A 16,104-nucleotide genomic window follows, 5' to 3' on the forward strand; every position below is an offset into this window, starting at 1 on the left:
CTACTGAATCCTGGTGATGGCCACCTGGGCCGTGATCCCGTCGAGATCGATGGATTGCCTGTCCTGACCCTGCTCCGACTCCCCTTGCCCGACGAACACGAGCTCGGTTGCCAACACTTCCTCGGCGATCCACGCACCATGGGCGTCGATCACGTCCTTCACCTCCGGCCCGCCTTCGACCGTGAGCGAAATGCGGTCACTCACAGCGAACCCCGACTCTTTTCGCATACGTTGTACCCGGCTAATCAACTCTCGGGCATACCCTTCGAGTTTCAATTCCGGCGTTACCGTGGGGTCGATCGCCGCAAAGAAACCAGCGTCTTCCTGCACGACAAGACTTCCCGACGCCCGCCGAACGATGGTCAGATCGTCGGGTCCGAGCTCGTGCGATTCCCCCTCAACGCTAACTACGAGCGGCTCCCCGCGCAGGAAGAGACGTAGCGCCTCGCTGTCGAAGGCAGCAACGGCCTGCGCCGCCAGCGGGGTGTTCTTACCAAATTTCTTACCCAGCGACCGGAAATTCGGCTTGCACTCGAGGGTGACCAGGCCTTCCCCGGATGTAGCCAGGTCGACTTGCTTGACGTTCAGCTCCGCGGCCAGCAACGGCAGCAGCGGTTCCAAGGCGGCCTCGGGCACATTCGGGGCAACACAGACCATCCGCTGCAGCGGCTGTCGAACCTTGATCCCGGCGTCCTCGCGGGCCGCGCGGCCAAGCCGAGCAATGGCTCGGATGGCCTGCATAGCCGTGTCTAGCGTCGCATCGACCGGTTCCGTGCGCGACGCGACAAATGGCGCGAGGTGAACGGAATCGCCCGTGAGCTCGCGATGGATCCAGTCGCTCACGAACGGCGCAAACGGCGCCAACAGCCGGCTCACCGACACGAGCACTTCGTGCAACGTCGCGAAGGCGGCACGGTTGTCGTCCGTATCCGTGTCGTAGAAGCGGCCGCGATTCAGACGCACATACCAGTTCGCAAGATCGTCGTCGACGAACTCGATGATGGCGCGTGCTGCCGTTGTCGCATCGAACTCTTGGAGCGATTCATCGACTGCGCGCTCGAGTCGCGCGAGCCGACTGATCATCCAACGATCGATGATCGGGCGCGCCGAAAGCGGCGGGTCCTGCTCCGACGGTGCCCATCCGAAATTCGCGTACTGCGCAAAAATTCCGCTGTATACGTTCTTGAATGTCCGGAGAAAACGCCCGGCCTGCTCGGCGAGCAAACGCTCGTCGAAACTTCGCGGCAACCAGACGTTGCTGGATCCGACGAGAAATAGACGCACCGCGTCGATTCCGTGTCGCTCGATCACCGCCCACGGGTCCACCGTGTTGCCGAGTCGCTTCGACATCTTGCGACCGTCAGCATCGAGCACGAGATCGTTGACCACGACGGCCCGGTACGGCGAAGCAGACGCCGAATCCGAATTGTTCGGCAGCGCCTCACCAAGCCCCGCGGCAATCGCGAGCAGCGAGTAGAACCAACCGCGCGTCTGATCGACGCCCTCGGCGATGAAATCCGCCGGGAACTGGTCGGCGACGATGTCGCGGTTCTCGAACGGATAGTGCCACTGCGCGAACGACATCGCTCCCGAATCGTACCAGGTGTCGATGACCTCGGGGGCGCGTCGCATCGTGCCGGTACAGCCGGCCGAACGACACTTCCACGTGTACTTGTCGACGTGATGCTTGTGTGGATCGAAGTCGGGCGGTAGCGGATGGCCAACGCGCTCGCTGAGTTCCTGATAGCTGCCGATGCAGTCGACGTGCGATGGCTCGCGCTCACAGGTCCACACCGGGAGCGGAGTGCCCCAGAAGCGGTCGCGCGAGATCGTCCAATCGACGTTGTTCTTGAGCCACTCACCGAAGCGTCCTTCGCCCACCGACGCCGGGTTCCAGTTCACGCGCGCGTTGCGCGCGAGCATGCTGTCCTTGAACGCCGTCGTACGGACGAACCAGGACGAGCGCGCGTAGTACAGCAAGGGGGTGCCGCAGCGCCAGCAATGCGGATACGAGTGCGTCATGCGGCCGGACTTCCACAGCACGCCACGCCGCTGCAGCTCTTCGATCAGCAGCGGGTCGGCGTCCTTGAAGAATTCGCCGCCCACGAGCGGCATCGCCGACGGGAACCGTCCGCGCGCGTCGATCGGTTGCAGGAACGCGAGGTTGTGGCGCAGGCCCGCCTGATAGTCGTCCTGCCCAAACGCCGGTGACATGTGCACAACGCCGCTACCGTCGTCGGCGGACACGAACTCCTCGCCGACGATGATCTCGTGCTCGGTGCCCTCTGGGTAGTCGAGGAAATCGAGCGGCCGTGAATACCGTCGGCCAACGAGCTCCGCGCCCTTGAATCGGTTGACGATTTCCCAGCGCTTCTCATAATCCTGACCGAATACCGCGGCAAGCCGCGACTCGGCGAGGATGAGCAATCTCTGATCCTTGTCAGACTCGCGTCGCACCACTTCGACGTAGTCCAAGTCAGGATGAACGGCGAGCGCCGTGTTGGACACGAGCGTCCAGGGCGTCGTCGTCCAAACGAGGATGCGCCGTTCGACTGCGTGCTTGGCCCCACCCTCCGGCTCGTGGAGCGTCAGCGCGATGTAGACGCTCGGATCTTCCACGTCCTGGTAAGCGCCGGGCTGGCCGAGCTCGTGGCTCGACAGCGCGGTGCCGCAGCGCGTGCAGTATGGAAGGATCTTGTGACCACGATAGAGCAGCTGCTTGTCGAACATCGTCTTCAGCGACCACCACACACTCTCGACATAGTCGTTCGTGTAGGTGACGTACGGATGCTCGTAGTCGAGCCAGTACGCCATGCGCGCGCTGAGCTTTTCCCAATCACTGCGATACCTGAACACGCTCTCGCGGCAGAGTCGGTTGAACTCTTCCACTCCGAGCGCCTCGATCTGCTGCTTACCGCTGATACCGAGCTGCTTCTCGACTTCGATTTCGACCGGCAGACCGTGCGTGTCCCAACCGGCCTTCCGCGCCACGCGAAAGCCCTTCATGGCTCGATGCCGGCAGAACAGATCCTTGATCGTTCGCGCGAAGACGTGGTGAATGCCCGGCTTGCCGTTGGCCGTTGGCGGGCCTTCAAAGAACACGAAACTCGGCGCGCCTTCGCGCGCGGCTAACGTCTGCGCGAAAAGATCCTCCTCGTCCCACTTGGCGAGGAGTTCGCGTTCGACCTCATCGGCCGAACGATCAGCCGACAGCAATTGATAGCGGGTCACACTCGGTGCAGTCACAGACGCTCCAGCACACCGCGGACGAGTCGCGTGAGCGGCGGCTCGGCGCGGTTCGCCACGGCAATGATGCGCTCGACCGTCGCCGGTTCGAGCGACTCGGGAAGACACATGTCGGTAATGATCGAAAGCCCGAGAACTCGTAGTCCAGCATGGACGGCTACGAGCACCTCGGGGACCGTCGACATTCCAACGACGTCGGCCCCGATGGCGCGCAGAAAACGGTACTCTGCCCGCGTCTCGAGGTTCGGCCCTGCTACAGAAACGTACACACCCTCGCGAAGGGTGATCCCTAGATCGGCGGCAACCCTACGGGCGAGGCCCCGAAGGCCAGCATCGTACGGAGCCGAGAGATCGGGAAAGCGGGGTCCCAGGCGGTCATCGTTGGGTCCGATCAGCGGGCTATCGCCGAGCAGGTTGATGTGGTCCGCAATGAGCATCAGGTCGCCGGCAGCCCAGCCGGGATTCATTCCCCCGCAGGCGTTCGACACGATCAGCGTCTTCACGCCGAGCGCGCGAAGAACCCGCACCGGAAAGGTGACCTGCTGAAGCGAATACCCCTCGTACCGGTGAAACCGCCCCTGCATCGCGACAACGGTCTTTCCCCCGAGCGTGCCACACAACAGCCGCCCGCGATGAGACTCGACCGTCGAAAGCGGAAAGTCGGGAATATCTCCGTATTCGATCACGGCTTTCGCGTCGATCTCCGAAGCCAGGCCGCCGAGTCCCGTGCCGAGGATGATCGCGACGTCCGGGGTGTCGTCGAACCGCGCGCGAATGACCGCCGCAGCGCGCTCCGCTGCGTCGAACACTGAGCCAGATGGCGCGTCGACGCGCGCAGGCGAGGTTAACGCTGCGCTCGTAGCGGTCATTCCTTGACGAGCGATCCCATCCACGCGGGTGAACCGTCCGCTCCATCGCGCGCCGTTGCAGGCTCCGGCGTGGACTGCTCTGCCGCTGTAACATCCGACAGCTGCCGTTCGATCAACAGGCGAAGCTGCGAGAGATACGCGCGTCGCGACCGATCCAGCTGCGCGATCTGATCTTCAATTCGACGGACCTCACCGCGCGCCTCGTCGAGCAAGCGCTCGGCGTCGGCCTTGGCTTCGCGAATGATGAGCTGCCCTTCCTTCTCCGCCTGCTCACGGATTTCGCCGCGGAGCTGCTGCGCGGAGACCAACGCGTCGTTGATTGCCTTGTCGCGCTCGCGAAATGCGCGAAGCTGCTCGTGAAAGCCGCGCGCCTTTGCGTCAAGATCCTGATTGACGCGCGACAGGCGCTCCAGCTCCTCGGCGACCTGCTCGCGGAACTGATTGACGCGCTCGGGATCGAAGCCACGCAGGGCTTTCCCGAACTCGTATCGCCGAACGTCGAGGGGCGTGAGATGGAAGGTTTCGTCAATCATGCGGGTCTCGCTCCAAAGAGAATCGTGCCGAGGCGAACGAGGGTTGCGCCCTCCTCGACCGCGATCTCGTAATCGTTCGACATTCCCATTGAAAGTTCAGTTGCGTCGTGACCGGCGGCGCGGAACACATCGAGCGCAGATCGTGCTCCGCCAAATACGGTCCGAAGCGTTCGCTCGTCGACATCGAAAGGCGCCATCGTCATCACGCCGCGCACATGAATACCACTCAAGCCGCGGAGTCGATCCGCTTCGCGCGCCCATTCGTCGCGTCCGAACCCGCCTTTGGTTTCCTCCGCAACGACGTTGACCTGAACGAGTGCCTCGATCGGCCGACCATTCGCCACGCCGACTTCGTGTGCGGCGTCTGCGAGGCGAGCGCTATCGAGCGAATGGAGGAGATCGAACCGAGGAAGGGCCTTCACCTTGTTCCGCTGCAGATGCCCGATGAGGTGCCACCGCACCGGTGCCGTAACGGCGTCCATCTTTGGAAGCGCCTCCTGCACCCGGTTCTCGCCCACGTCGCCCAGGCCCGCGTCCCATGCTGCGGTGACGGCGTCGGGTCCGTGCGTCTTGGTTACCGCGACGATCTGTACCTTCTGGCCATGACCGGAACGCTGCACTGCGGCATCGATTCGGTCACGCACTTCGCGCAGCCGATCCGGCAGGTCAGGAAACGGCATAACGCAGCAACTTACCGGAGGTTACAGAGTGAATCAAGGGAAACGAGTTGTGCGTGAGACGGTGTCGGAACGAGCGCGAGTTGCGGACAGGAAAGCACGTTAAAAAAGTACTCGTGCACAGGGTCGAGCGACGGATGGACCACCCGCCCACGCTGCCACTTGTCGATCGTGATCGACCACGCGCGGGTCGTAGTCGAATCGATTTGAATTGCCTGCGACGTGTCCGCAGACGACGGCACACCGAGCAGCGTCATCCCGATGACCTTCCACGATCTACCAATTCGATTGCGATCATCCTTTGGAACGGTCATCGCAACGGCAACCGGACGGCCGCGCTGCTCCGCACTCGTCGCGATCTCGCTCAACGACACGCGTCCAGTCGCTGCGCGCGCCGGCGTTAACAAGCTATCGCGACGCGCCAACTCGTTCACGTACCACCCTGCAGCGAGTAGCGGCAGTGTAACCAAGGTCACGTCGCGACGCATTCGCTCGACCTGCTGCGCATACCACAGCGGGTACGTGTCGTTGTCGCCGGCAACGAACAACACGGCGCGCGGCGGAAGACCGGCGAGCAATGCCGTCGCCACCTCGCGAGGCAGACTCGCCTCGGGCTCCGAACGCCGATTCACCGCAGTCCAATTGAGCGCGATCGGAAGCGCGGCCACCGCGACACCAAGCGCGGTCGGAACACGAAGACGCTTCGCTAAGGCGATGGCGCCCATTCCCGCCCAGATGCCCCACGCCCAGAAACCCAGCACGAAGAAGTAGTCGCGCTCTCTCGCCTCGTGACGCGCATCGCTCGGCACGAACTTCCAGCCGAACGATGGTCCGGCCTTGAGGTTCAAATAGACGAGGACCCCCAGCGACCCGCAGATGAGAAGCAGAAGGACCGCAGACCAGCCACGGCGGTCGGTCCGTCGATGCCAGCGAGATCCACCGAGACCAAGCGCCGCAAACGCAATTGTGATGGCGACACGGGCCGTCGTTGGAACTACGGTAGGACCAAGGGAAAGTCCGAACTGCCAATCGGCATACTGGAACCAATTCGCGATCTGCAGCCAGATCGGCGCCTCCCGCGGCCACAAGCCTTGTACGTCGTATTGGCGACGTCCGATCACCGCCGCGAGCGTCTGCCACGTCGACGGGTTCCCCTGATTGATCCCCGGATCATGACGTGCCCGCAGTAGCATGAAGATCAGCAGCGAGAACGCCGCGGCAGTCGCGACGAGCATCGCCGCCACAGTTCCAAAGCCCACGGCTCGGTCGCCGCGCGCGGGGATGAATGCGCTCACCAGCACGAGCGCGACACCAACGCCCATCATTGGAATCGACAGCCGGCTCAAACCGATTGAGCAAACGGCAACACCCGTGATCGCGCTTCCCGCGCGCCAGTCATACGCACGAAAGCTCGGCTGTGCTCCCGCACGCACCGTCGCGAGATAGATGACGACGGGCGCAGCAACCAACGCGCTCGCGTGAAGCGGGATCGCTAGCGCGAGGAGGTACGAGGTGAACACGAGCCATCGCGCTTCCGACGATCGGCCGAATTGGTCGGCGCAGACGATGGTCGCAATCGCCAGTGCCAAGGCCGCCGCGTACACCTCTGTTTCGGTCGCGTTCTGCCATACTGACGACATCGCGCCGGCACAGAGCGCAGCGAATGCGGCGGTCCACGGTCCACGCATCTGCCCGATCCACGCAGCCGTGAGTCCGACCGCGAGCGCCGTGCACATCGCTGAGAGGAGGTTGGTGGCGACGGCGTATGGGAGAAATGCGAAGACGCGACCCCACGTATTCAGCAGCAGCACGAACAACGGCGTACCCGGCGGGTGCGGTATGCCGAGCGTTCGCGCTGACGCAATGAATTCGCCGGAGTCCCAGAACGTCACGCCGGGTGCCGACGTGGCGATGTAGACCGCCAACATCACCAGGCCCGCGCACCAGGCGGATTGGCGCGGGCTCACGAGGTGATTGCGATCGTCGCCTCTTTCGAGATCTCGCGGATGGTGCGACCGGCGACGACCTCGCGCACCTGGAGCGGCGTCACGTCCCGCAACAGCTGGCCGTTGGTTGCAATCGTGATCGTCGCAGTCTCCTCCGACACGACGACCACCAGCGCATCGGTCTCTTCGCTCAAGCCGAGCGCGGCGCGATGCCGCGTGCCCAACGAGCGATCGACGATTGCCATTTGCGCGAGCGGAAGAATGCACCCCGCGCCAATGATCGTATCACCACGAATGATCACCGACCCGTCGTGTAACGGCGAATACGGAGTGAAGATCGTCGCGAGGAGATCCGACGACACCTTGGCCTGCATCTTTGAACCCGAGGCGATGTACTCCTCGAGCGACACTTCACGTTCGATGGTAATGATCGCGCCAATCCCGGAACGACTCAGCCGCTCGACTGCCTCGGCGATTTCGTCGGCGATCTCCGTTTCGCCCATGTGCGTGAAAAAGCGCGACATCGGCGAACGGCCGATCTGCGCCAGCGCCGCACGAAGCTCGGGGGCGAAGACGACGAGCAACGCGATGGCGCCGTAGCTGAAGATCAACTTCAAGAGATAGACGATCATCGACAGCTGCAGCAGGTACGCCAGACCAAACGCTAGTGCGAGCACGATGATCCCGGCGAGCACCTGCATGGCGCGCGTGCGATGGATGAGCAGGAGCGCGCGATAGAGCGCGACGCTGACAATCGCGATCTCCAGCGCGTCTCTCCATCCTGGATGCAGCAACCGCAGCTGTTCTAGAATGCTCATGACACCGTTCGCAAGATGGACCAGGCCACATCGAGCGCATGTCGATGCGGCTTCACATCGTGCACGCGAAATAGCCGTGCTCCGTTCGCCAGCGCCGCGACGTTCGCGCCGATCGACCCGTCGACGCGATCCGCGGGCACCGTCACTCCGGTAATCTCGCCGATAAAGCGTTTGCGGGACACACCAACGAGCACCGGAGCGCCGAGTGCCACCACACGAGCCAGCTCTCGCAGAACCGCGATCGACATCTCGCCGCGCTTTGCAAAGCCAACTCCGGGATCGATCACAATGCTGTCTCGCGCAATTCCCGCCTCCACCGCGCGATCGATCGCCCCGTGCAGTTCGTTCACGACGTCGCCCACCGGATCATCGCCGTACGTGGCGTGCGTGAACGTCGCCATGTCGGCAACGTCGCCGCGCGAGTGCATGAGCACAACCCCGGCGCGCGACGAAGCGCACACCGAGCCCATTCGCGAATCGAGCCGCAGGCCAGAGACGTCGTTTACAATCACAGCGCCGGCCGCGAGCGCCTCACTGGCGACGCGCGCTTTCACGGTATCGACGGAGATCGGCAGCCCAGGATGGTCAGCGGCCGTCGCGACGATAACCGGAATGACCCGACGAAGCTCTTCGTCCGCCTCGACCGGCTCGGCCCCCTGCGGCCGCGTCGATTCCCCGCCGATGTCGACTGCGTCCGCACCCTCCGCGACGAGTTGATCGATGTGTCGCCGCGCAGCGTCGACGGACCGAAACAGACCGCCATCACTGAAGCTGTCCGGTGTCACGTTGACGATGCCCAGAATGCGCGGGCTCAGCAGTGAAATCGACGAGTTCGCAAGGCGCCATTCCATCGTCACAAACTACGCGGACATGGCCGTGAGTAGAAAAAGAAACGGGAGCCTCTCGGCTCCCGCTTCACTCTTCTAGCGTTCGTCAATCAGGCCGGGCTCGGCTCTGGACCACCGAGGAGCGGCGGATTGACGCGACGCGGCTCGATGACCGGCGGTGCCGTAGGAATCGGCGCGTTCGGCGGCATGTTGCCCGGCGTTCTGGGCGGCAGCGAATCGCCACGCGACAGAATCTCGATGTCGTCACGCGTGAGCGTTTCACGCTCGAGCAGCGCGGCGGCCACCTTGTGGAGCAACTCGATGTTCGCGCGCAGCGTCTCCGTTGCCCGGTTGTACGAGCGATCGATCACCTTCTTGACCTCGGCGTCGACGAGCTGAGCCGTCTGCTCCGAGACTTCACGACGGTGCTGTATCTCGCGACCGAGGAAGAGCTCCTGCTCGTTGTCGCCCACGAGGATCGGACCGATGGCGTCGGACAGACCCCACTGCGTCACGTAGCGACGAGCGATCGACGTCGCCTTCTGAATGTCGCTCGCGGCACCCGTGGTCACGCGATCGTGTCCGAAGATCAACTCTTCGGCAACGCGACCACCGTACGACATCACGAGGTTGGCCTCGAGCTGTTCGCGCGTGATCGACACGCGATCGTCTTCCGGCAGCGTGAACGCCAGTCCAAGCGCGCGACCACGCGGAACGATCGTGACCTTGTGCAGCGGATCATTGCCCTTCACGCGCATCGCGCAGATGGCGTGACCGGCTTCGTGATACGCAGTCAGTCGGCGCTCATCTTCCTTCATGACCATCGACTTGCGCTCGGCGCCGAGCATGACCTTGTCCTTCGCGTCCTCGAGATCTGCCATGTAGATCTTCTCGTGGCTGCGACGAACGGCCAGCAATGCGGCTTCGTTGACGAGGTTCGCAAGGTCAGCGCCCGCCATTCCCGGCGTGCCGCGCGCCAACGTCGTGATGTCGACGTCGTCGGCGATCGGCTTGTTACGCAGGTGGACCTTGAGGATGCCTTCGCGACCCTTGAGGTCCGGAGCATCGACAACGATCTGGCGATCGAAACGACCCGGGCGCAGAAGCGCCGGATCGAGCACGTCAGGGCGGTTCGTGGCGGCAATCAGGATGACGCCATCGTTGGACTCGAAGCCGTCCATCTCAACGAGCAGTTGGTTGAGCGTCTGCTCGCGCTCGTCGTGACCGCCGCCGAGTCCGGCGCCACGATGGCGTCCGACGGCGTCGATTTCGTCGATGAAGATGATGCACGGCGCGTGTGCCTTGCCCTGCTCGAACAGATCACGAACGCGGCTGGCACCGACGCCCACGAACATCTCGACGAAGTCTGAACCAGACATCGAGAAGAACGGACGAGCGGCCTCGCCAGCGACTGCCTTGGCGAGCAGCGTCTTGCCGGTACCCGGAGGTCCGACGAGGAGCGCGCCCTTGGGCAGACGTCCGCCGAGCTTGGTGAATTTCTGCGGGTCGCGCAGGAATTCGATGATTTCTTGGAGTTCCTGCTTGGCTTCGTCGGCGCCTGCAACGTCCGCAAAGGTGATCTTGGGCGTGTCGCCCGTGAGCAGCTTTGCCTTGGACTTGCCGAACGAGAACGCCTTGGCTCCGCCCGCCTGCATCTGCTTGAACAGAAACAGGTAGAAGCCGATGAGCAGCAACCACGGAACAAAGTTGAGAATCCAGGCCGTGACGGAGACGCCGGCGTCCTTGGCGTCGATCTGAACGCCCTTGGCGTTCAGCTTCTCCACCTCGGCGAACGAATTCTCCATGGGAAGTCGGACCGTGAAGGTCTTGACCTCTTTTCCGCCGATGTTCTCACGGGCCTTGAAGGCGCCGTTCACCGTTTTTCCAGCAACGATCTGCGCGGACGCGATGTTGTCACGCTCGAGCGCGTCTCGGTACTGGGTATAGGTGATGGTTTGTGCTGCTTCCGATTTCGCGCCCGTAAGCCGAATGAGCACGACCGGGATCAGCAAAATGAGGATCCAGAACGAGAGGGTCTTGGAGAACCGTCCCCAGCTGAATTCCTTCTTGTTTTTGGGAGGCATTGGCACTGGCATTACTGCAAGCTCGCTATGTACGGAATGTGACGGAAGTTTTCCGCGTGATCTAATCCATACCCCACTAAGAACTCATTTGGTGCATCGAAGCCGATGAAGCGTGTCGGATAGCGGAGTTCGGTTGCTATGTGCTTGTGCAGCAACGCGCAAATCTCAACCGAACGCGGTTTCCGTGCCTGAAGCAAGTCGATCAACCGGCTCAAGGTACGCCCCGTGTCGACGATGTCTTCGACCAACAGAATGTGCTTTCCTTCGAGCGCCGTTTCCGGATCGTACAGCAGCCGAACGTTGCCGCTCGACGTCGTTCCGTCTCCGTAACTCGATGCCACGAGGAAATCGACCTGAAGTGGGCGACCAATGTCGCGCACGAGGTCACTCAGGAATATAAAACTCCCTTTCAGGAGTCCTAGAACCAGCAATTCGCCCTCGGGGTAGAATTTCGTGACTTCGTCCCCGAGCTCGCGAACTCGCGCCGCGATTTGTTCCCTCGTATACGCGATGCGTCGAACAGACCGACCAAGCAGCCGCGGATCAGGAAGTGTGGTGTTCACAAACAAAAGGTAACCCCGGCCGACCGGACCGTGCGGTTGCCGCGTCGCTGCGGCGTACTCCGGGGATCCAGACGATCTGGTCTCCTACCAATACTACGGGCCACTGTCCCCGTTCGTGTCCTGTGACACCGGCTTTTGAAAGAAAGTGCTTTACCGGCCTCGAAGGCCCGCCCATTCGCGCCGACATGCGGTCGCCGGCGCGCCAGGTTCGCACGGTGAACCGACCGTCGGCGGGGAGCGTGGCCGACCAGGTATCGTCATGAGTTGTTGTCGCCGCCGGCCGAAAGTGCCAATTCCCCCATTGGCCGCCCGTCGCGGGAATCGCCAGCGCCGACGAGTCCGTGTCAGTCGACGTCCGAAATTGGAACGCGTCACGCGACCGAACGACTTCCCAACCACCCGACAGCTGAATGCGTGCACCGACGCGCCCGGTCGTCGCAAAATGCACGAGGCGCGCGATCCCGCGACGGTCGAGGGTGACGCCAGCACGCGCCGCGATCGCCGGCCAGAGGATCGCAAGCTCGACAGACGTGTGGTCAGCGACGGTCGCTACAGCGATGTCCGCACCACGGGGCCCCTGCCTCACGTCCACGGTTCGATCGACGAAGCTATCTACGTCGTCACGCCAACGAGCCGCTTTGCGCGCCGTCGCCAACAGCTCGGCGTCGATGTTGGCGTTCACTCGACGCATCGCGGGAAGCAGATCGTGGCGCACGCGGTTCCGCGCAAAACGCGGAGATTCGTTGCTCGGATCCTCTACCCACTCCAAGCTCCGCGCGTGTGCGTACGCAAGAATCTCCCGACGCCACACACCGATCAACGGTCGTGCGATCGCGCTGCGCGCATACAAACCAGCAAGACCCCGCGCGCCCGTGTCACGCATGACGCGCAGACAGACCGTCTCGACCTGATCGTCGGCCGTATGCGCGGTGACGATCGACGAATTGCTTCCCGTTCTGTCTAGACAGTCGCGGAAAAACTGCCAGCGCGCCGCTCGAAATTCGGCTTCCGACGTGAGCGTTGCCGTCGCGCGGCCACGGTCGCACTCCACGCCGAGTTCAGCGCACCGTCGCTCGACGAGGTCCGCAGCACGAGTCGCCGCCGGTCCCGTCCCGTGATCGAACGTGGCAACGCGAAGCCGAGCGGCGTCGAGCTGGGCCGCCGCATCGAGCAGCACCATCGAGTCGACCCCACCGGACACGGCGAGGACGGCCCCGGCGTGCTGGGCCAACTCGCGCTCGACTGCCCGGAGAATCTGCCTCGTCGCATCGCGTGGGCTCACCCCGAAAAGATAGCCCCCAAGAAGGCCACCTGTTTCGCGCAACGCCCCTGGAACGTCGAATTGGGGACGGCTATACTTCCGTCGTTCGGTTCACCTCTCAGGAGCGCTCGACATTGGAAACTCACGGTCCGCTGGGCACACTCTGGGTTAGCATTGCGCTCGGCTGCTTTTACATCGCCTTGATCTGGCTGAACACGCTCCTCGGCTTCTTCCTCACGCCGCTGTTCATCATCCCAGGCACGTGGTTGATGGATCAGATGGGCGTCAAGCGTGGTACGTCGTCGTCGCAGCCCTGACGCGACTTCGATTTACTAACAGGTGTTCACATTTCGGCGTTCGAGGACGGGGATTTTCCCCGTCCTTTTTTTTCGTTCTATCGCCGAGCTAGCCTGCGCACTTTGCCTCACCCTTGGCACCAGGCTCGGCGCCCAGTTTCCAACCAGAACCGCGCTGCCGTGGCGGACGATAGAGACGCAACGCTTCGCGTTTCACTATCCGCTCGAGCTCGAAGCCTGGACGCGAGCCGCTGCGTCGCACGCTGAGGCGATCGACTCCGCCGTCTCACAGATTGTCGGATTTACTGTCGAGGGAAAGACCGACGTTCTCGTCGACGATCCCTTTCAGCGCCCGAACGGATCCGCGTGGCCGTACATCAAACGCCCGCTGATCAACCTGTGGGCGAGCCCGCCGAATCCCCGCGACGACATCGGTGACTATCGAACGTGGGGGCAGATGCTAATCGCCCACGAGTTCGGCCATATCGTCCATCTGTCGCGGCCATCGCGAAACACCTTCACGCGTCGCCTCTGGGAGACGATGCCGGCGGACATCGGCCCTGTCGCGCTTCGCGCGCCACGTTGGGTCGTGGAGGGATATGCAACCTTCATTGAAGGTCGCGTTACCGGATCCGGTCGTCCGCACGGTGCGTGGCGCGCCGCGTTTCTGCGTCAGTGGGCGATCGAAGGACAGCTTCCCCGCTACGAATATCTCGACGACTGGGGGGCGTACGAAGGCGGCTCGTTCGCATACCTCGCTGGCTCCGCATTCATAGAGTGGCTGGCCGAGCAGCACGGCGATTCGAGTCTCGTATTTGTGTGGCGGCGGCTGAGCGCTCGGCAAAACCGAACGTTCGATGAAGCCTTCTCTGGAGTGTACGGGGAGAGTGCAGCGGCATTGTATGGTCGGTTCACGGCGCAGCTGACGATGCAGTCGCTCGACATCGCGCACACGATGGCTGCGGCGTCGAATGATACCGGAACGATCGTGCAGCGCCTGTCGCGGAGCACAGGCGACCCTGCGATCTCGGCCGACGGCAAGCGCATCGCAATCGTCGTGCGCTCGGCAGTCGCACCGTCACGCGTGGTGATCTGGAAGACCGCGCCGGAGCCTGACACCCTGCGTCGCCATCGTGATTCGCTACTCTTGCAGTCCGACCCCGAAGACGTTCCTGCGCGATCGATCTATCCTCCGCCAAAGACTGCGCTGTTCACGCTTCGCGCGCGCGGCGGTGCATCGTACGACTCGCCGCGCTTTTTGCGCGACGGCCGCGTCATTCTTTCTCGCAGCACGCCGCGCGGCGACGGAACATTCGTCGACGATCTGTATTTATGGAATCCTGAATCCCGTACCGTCCGCCGGCTGACGCGCGGCGCCTCACTTCGCGAACCAGATCCGTCGGCCGACGCTCGCACCGCGGTTGCGTCGAAGTGTAGCGGCGGCTGGTGTTCGCTCGTGATCGTGAAGCTCGACGACGGCAGCGTATCGACGTTGCTCAGCGCGAACGAAGAGCGATCGTTTTTTCGGCCGCGGTTTTCACCCGACGGGAAGACGGTGCTAGTAAGCGTTCATCGCAATGGAACGTGGCGTCTCGCGACGGTCGACGTCGCGGCGCGCGAACTCACGCTCATTGACCCGGACGACGGCGCCAATCGCTACGATGCCGCGTGGTCCGGCGCCGACAACGTCGTTGCGGTGTCAGACCGGGGCGGCATTGCCAACATCATCCATCTGAACTTGGCGAGCCGAGAGATACAAACCCTCTCCGGCGTGACAGGCGCGGCGGTCGCGCCAGAGCCAAATTCGAGCGACGGAAGCGTGTGGTTCCTGTCATTGTATTCGCGCGGCTACGACCTTCGCCGATTGACGCCGACTCCATCGACGAACGTTCCGCACGTTGTAGCAACCGCACGATTGGTTCCCGCATTGCCGATTCCGCCGGCGGTCAGAGTGCTGTCGACCAACGCGGTGTCGGAGCCGCGGGGCTTCGGATTTGCGCCACGATTCTTTCGCTGGATTCCGCAGCCGAGCGTCGATGCGGACGGCGCGAGCGCAGCGCTGGCACTCGTGAGTCGTGACGTCATTGGCCGAAGCGAGGTGTTACTCGCGGGCGCCTATGGCGATGCCGCTTCGTGGCGCGGCGGCACGTTGAGCGGCATGTGGGCCGGTTGGGGAGCGCCGGTGCGCTTGACGCTGTTCGACGCCAAACAACTACTCAGCGAAAGTCGCGTTTCGTTTTATCCGCGAGCGAATCTGGACGCCACCCTCGCCGGGGTGCAGCTCGGCGCAGACATGAGTGCGCAATACGACACGTGGTCGTGGCGAGCGCGCTTTGGAGGCAGTGTCGGACACGCGAGAAATTCCTTCGTTGCACTCGACACGCTCACCAGGACGGGTTCGCGCGCATTCTCGTTTGCCGACCTCGGCATCGCGGCGTCTCAGCGTGGAACGTCGGCGAGTGTGACTGAATCGCTATCGGCGCTCACCGTGGACGGCCGATCATTCGCGTCGAACGTGCACCGTCAGATAGTGACGGCCGGACTGAGCGCCAGAGGATTCGGCCTGTTGCCCATCGCACTCAACGCGCTGTGGGGTCAGGTCAACAGCAATGCCGCTCCGTTCGAGCAATTCTCCATTGGCGGCGGACCGTCGACGATTCTCGATCGTGCGCAGTTGACGCAGCGCATTTCCATGCCCGTGCTTCCCTCCGGACTCAGCACGGGTTCGTCGGTCGTGACGCTTCGAGGCGCCATCGGCGGCGCACCCATGTCGTTGTATTACTGGGCGGGAAGCACGAGCAACCACAATGATCGATACGACGACTGGCACCGCGTCGTCGGCATCAACTGGTCGATGTCTGTCGGCGCAATCGCGCCCGCTGGAACACCCGCAGCGCGCGCGCAGTTTGGCGTGGGCGAGTCGCTCGATGAGCCTTTTCGAAAGCGACTGCGCGCCTACGCCAGTCTCGTGCTGAATCCGTAGC

12 protein-coding genes are annotated in these 16,104 nt (G+C 63.1%); 2 read left to right on the forward strand and 10 right to left on the reverse strand.

Annotated elements, in window-relative coordinates; translation table 11 throughout:
* The 10 genes from ileS to tilS all read right to left on the reverse strand — a co-directional run bounded on the left by ileS (position 1) and on the right by tilS (position 12,845).
* On the reverse strand, positions 1–3,246 hold the full coding sequence (gene ileS, locus AC6H4Z_RS14765; protein WP_497542721.1) for an isoleucine--tRNA ligase: 3,246 nt from the start codon (positions 3,244–3,246) through the stop codon (positions 1–3).
* Positions 3,243–4,115, reverse strand: coding sequence for a purine-nucleoside phosphorylase (locus tag AC6H4Z_RS14770; protein ID WP_497542722.1), 873 nt, complete (start codon positions 4,113–4,115; stop codon positions 3,243–3,245). The genes ileS and AC6H4Z_RS14770 overlap by 4 nt, the downstream gene beginning before the upstream one ends.
* Positions 4,112–4,648, reverse strand: coding sequence for a DivIVA domain-containing protein (locus AC6H4Z_RS14775; protein ID WP_497542723.1), 537 nt, complete (start codon positions 4,646–4,648; stop codon positions 4,112–4,114). Before AC6H4Z_RS14775 ends, AC6H4Z_RS14770 begins: the two co-directional genes overlap by 4 nt.
* Positions 4,645–5,328, reverse strand: coding sequence for a YggS family pyridoxal phosphate-dependent enzyme (locus AC6H4Z_RS14780; protein WP_497542724.1), 684 nt, complete (start codon positions 5,326–5,328; stop codon positions 4,645–4,647). The genes AC6H4Z_RS14775 and AC6H4Z_RS14780 overlap by 4 nt, the downstream gene beginning before the upstream one ends.
* An 11-nt stretch (positions 5,329–5,339) precedes the next feature.
* A complete protein-coding gene (locus tag AC6H4Z_RS14785; RefSeq protein WP_497542725.1) occupies positions 5,340–7,292 on the reverse strand; it encodes a protein O-mannosyl-transferase family in 1,953 nt (650 codons plus the stop codon).
* Positions 7,289–8,089, reverse strand: a complete 801-nt coding sequence (cdaA, locus tag AC6H4Z_RS14790) for a diadenylate cyclase CdaA (RefSeq protein WP_497542726.1) — start codon at positions 8,087–8,089, stop codon at positions 7,289–7,291. Before cdaA ends, AC6H4Z_RS14785 begins: the two co-directional genes overlap by 4 nt.
* Complete coding sequence (folP, locus tag AC6H4Z_RS14795; protein ID WP_497542727.1) at positions 8,086–8,940, reverse strand: dihydropteroate synthase; 855 nt, start codon at positions 8,938–8,940, stop codon at positions 8,086–8,088. Before folP ends, cdaA begins: the two co-directional genes overlap by 4 nt.
* An 86-nt stretch (positions 8,941–9,026) precedes the next feature.
* Positions 9,027–11,000 carry an ATP-dependent zinc metalloprotease FtsH gene (gene ftsH, locus AC6H4Z_RS14800; protein WP_497542728.1) on the reverse strand — a complete coding sequence of 658 codons (1,974 nt, stop codon included), beginning with the start codon at positions 10,998–11,000 and terminating at the stop codon, positions 9,027–9,029.
* 11 nt (positions 11,001–11,011) lie between these two features.
* Entirely contained in the window at positions 11,012–11,563 is a 552-nt protein-coding gene (hpt, locus tag AC6H4Z_RS14805) for a hypoxanthine phosphoribosyltransferase (RefSeq protein ID WP_497542729.1), read from the reverse strand.
* Complete coding sequence (gene tilS, locus AC6H4Z_RS14810) at positions 11,544–12,845, reverse strand: tRNA lysidine(34) synthetase TilS (protein WP_497542730.1); 1,302 nt, start codon at positions 12,843–12,845, stop codon at positions 11,544–11,546. Before tilS ends, hpt begins: the two co-directional genes overlap by 20 nt.
* Positions 12,846–12,958: 113 nt before the next feature.
* Here tilS and AC6H4Z_RS14815 point away from each other — a divergent pair, with 113 nt between their 5' ends.
* Positions 12,959–13,141, forward strand: coding sequence for a hypothetical protein (locus AC6H4Z_RS14815; RefSeq protein WP_497542731.1), 183 nt, complete (start codon positions 12,959–12,961; stop codon positions 13,139–13,141).
* A gap of 22 nt (positions 13,142–13,163) precedes the next feature.
* Positions 13,164–16,103, forward strand: coding sequence for a TolB family protein (locus tag AC6H4Z_RS14820; RefSeq protein WP_497542732.1), 2,940 nt, complete (start codon positions 13,164–13,166; stop codon positions 16,101–16,103).
* Position 16,104 lies beyond the last annotated feature (1 nt).

This window comes from Leucogemmata humicola, assembly GCF_055379415.1.

Bases quoted from the DNA above. Each gene is read 5' to 3' on its own strand.
- AC6H4Z_RS14775 (WP_497542723.1), bottom strand. From the start codon at position 4,648: ATGATTGACGAAACCTTCCATCTCACGCCCCTCGACGTTCGGCGATAC.
- AC6H4Z_RS14780 (WP_497542724.1), bottom strand. From the start codon at position 5,328: ATGCCGTTTCCTGACCTGCCGGATCGGCTGCGCGAAGTGCGTGACCGA.
- cdaA (WP_497542726.1), bottom strand. From the start codon at position 8,089: ATGAGCATTCTAGAACAGCTGCGGTTGCTGCATCCAGGATGGAGAGAC.
- ftsH (WP_497542728.1), bottom strand. From the start codon at position 11,000: ATGCCTCCCAAAAACAAGAAGGAATTCAGCTGGGGACGGTTCTCCAAG.
- folP (WP_497542727.1), bottom strand. From the start codon at position 8,940: ATGGAATGGCGCCTTGCGAACTCGTCGATTTCACTGCTGAGCCCGCGC.
- AC6H4Z_RS14770 (WP_497542722.1), bottom strand. From the start codon at position 4,115: ATGACCGCTACGAGCGCAGCGTTAACCTCGCCTGCGCGCGTCGACGCG.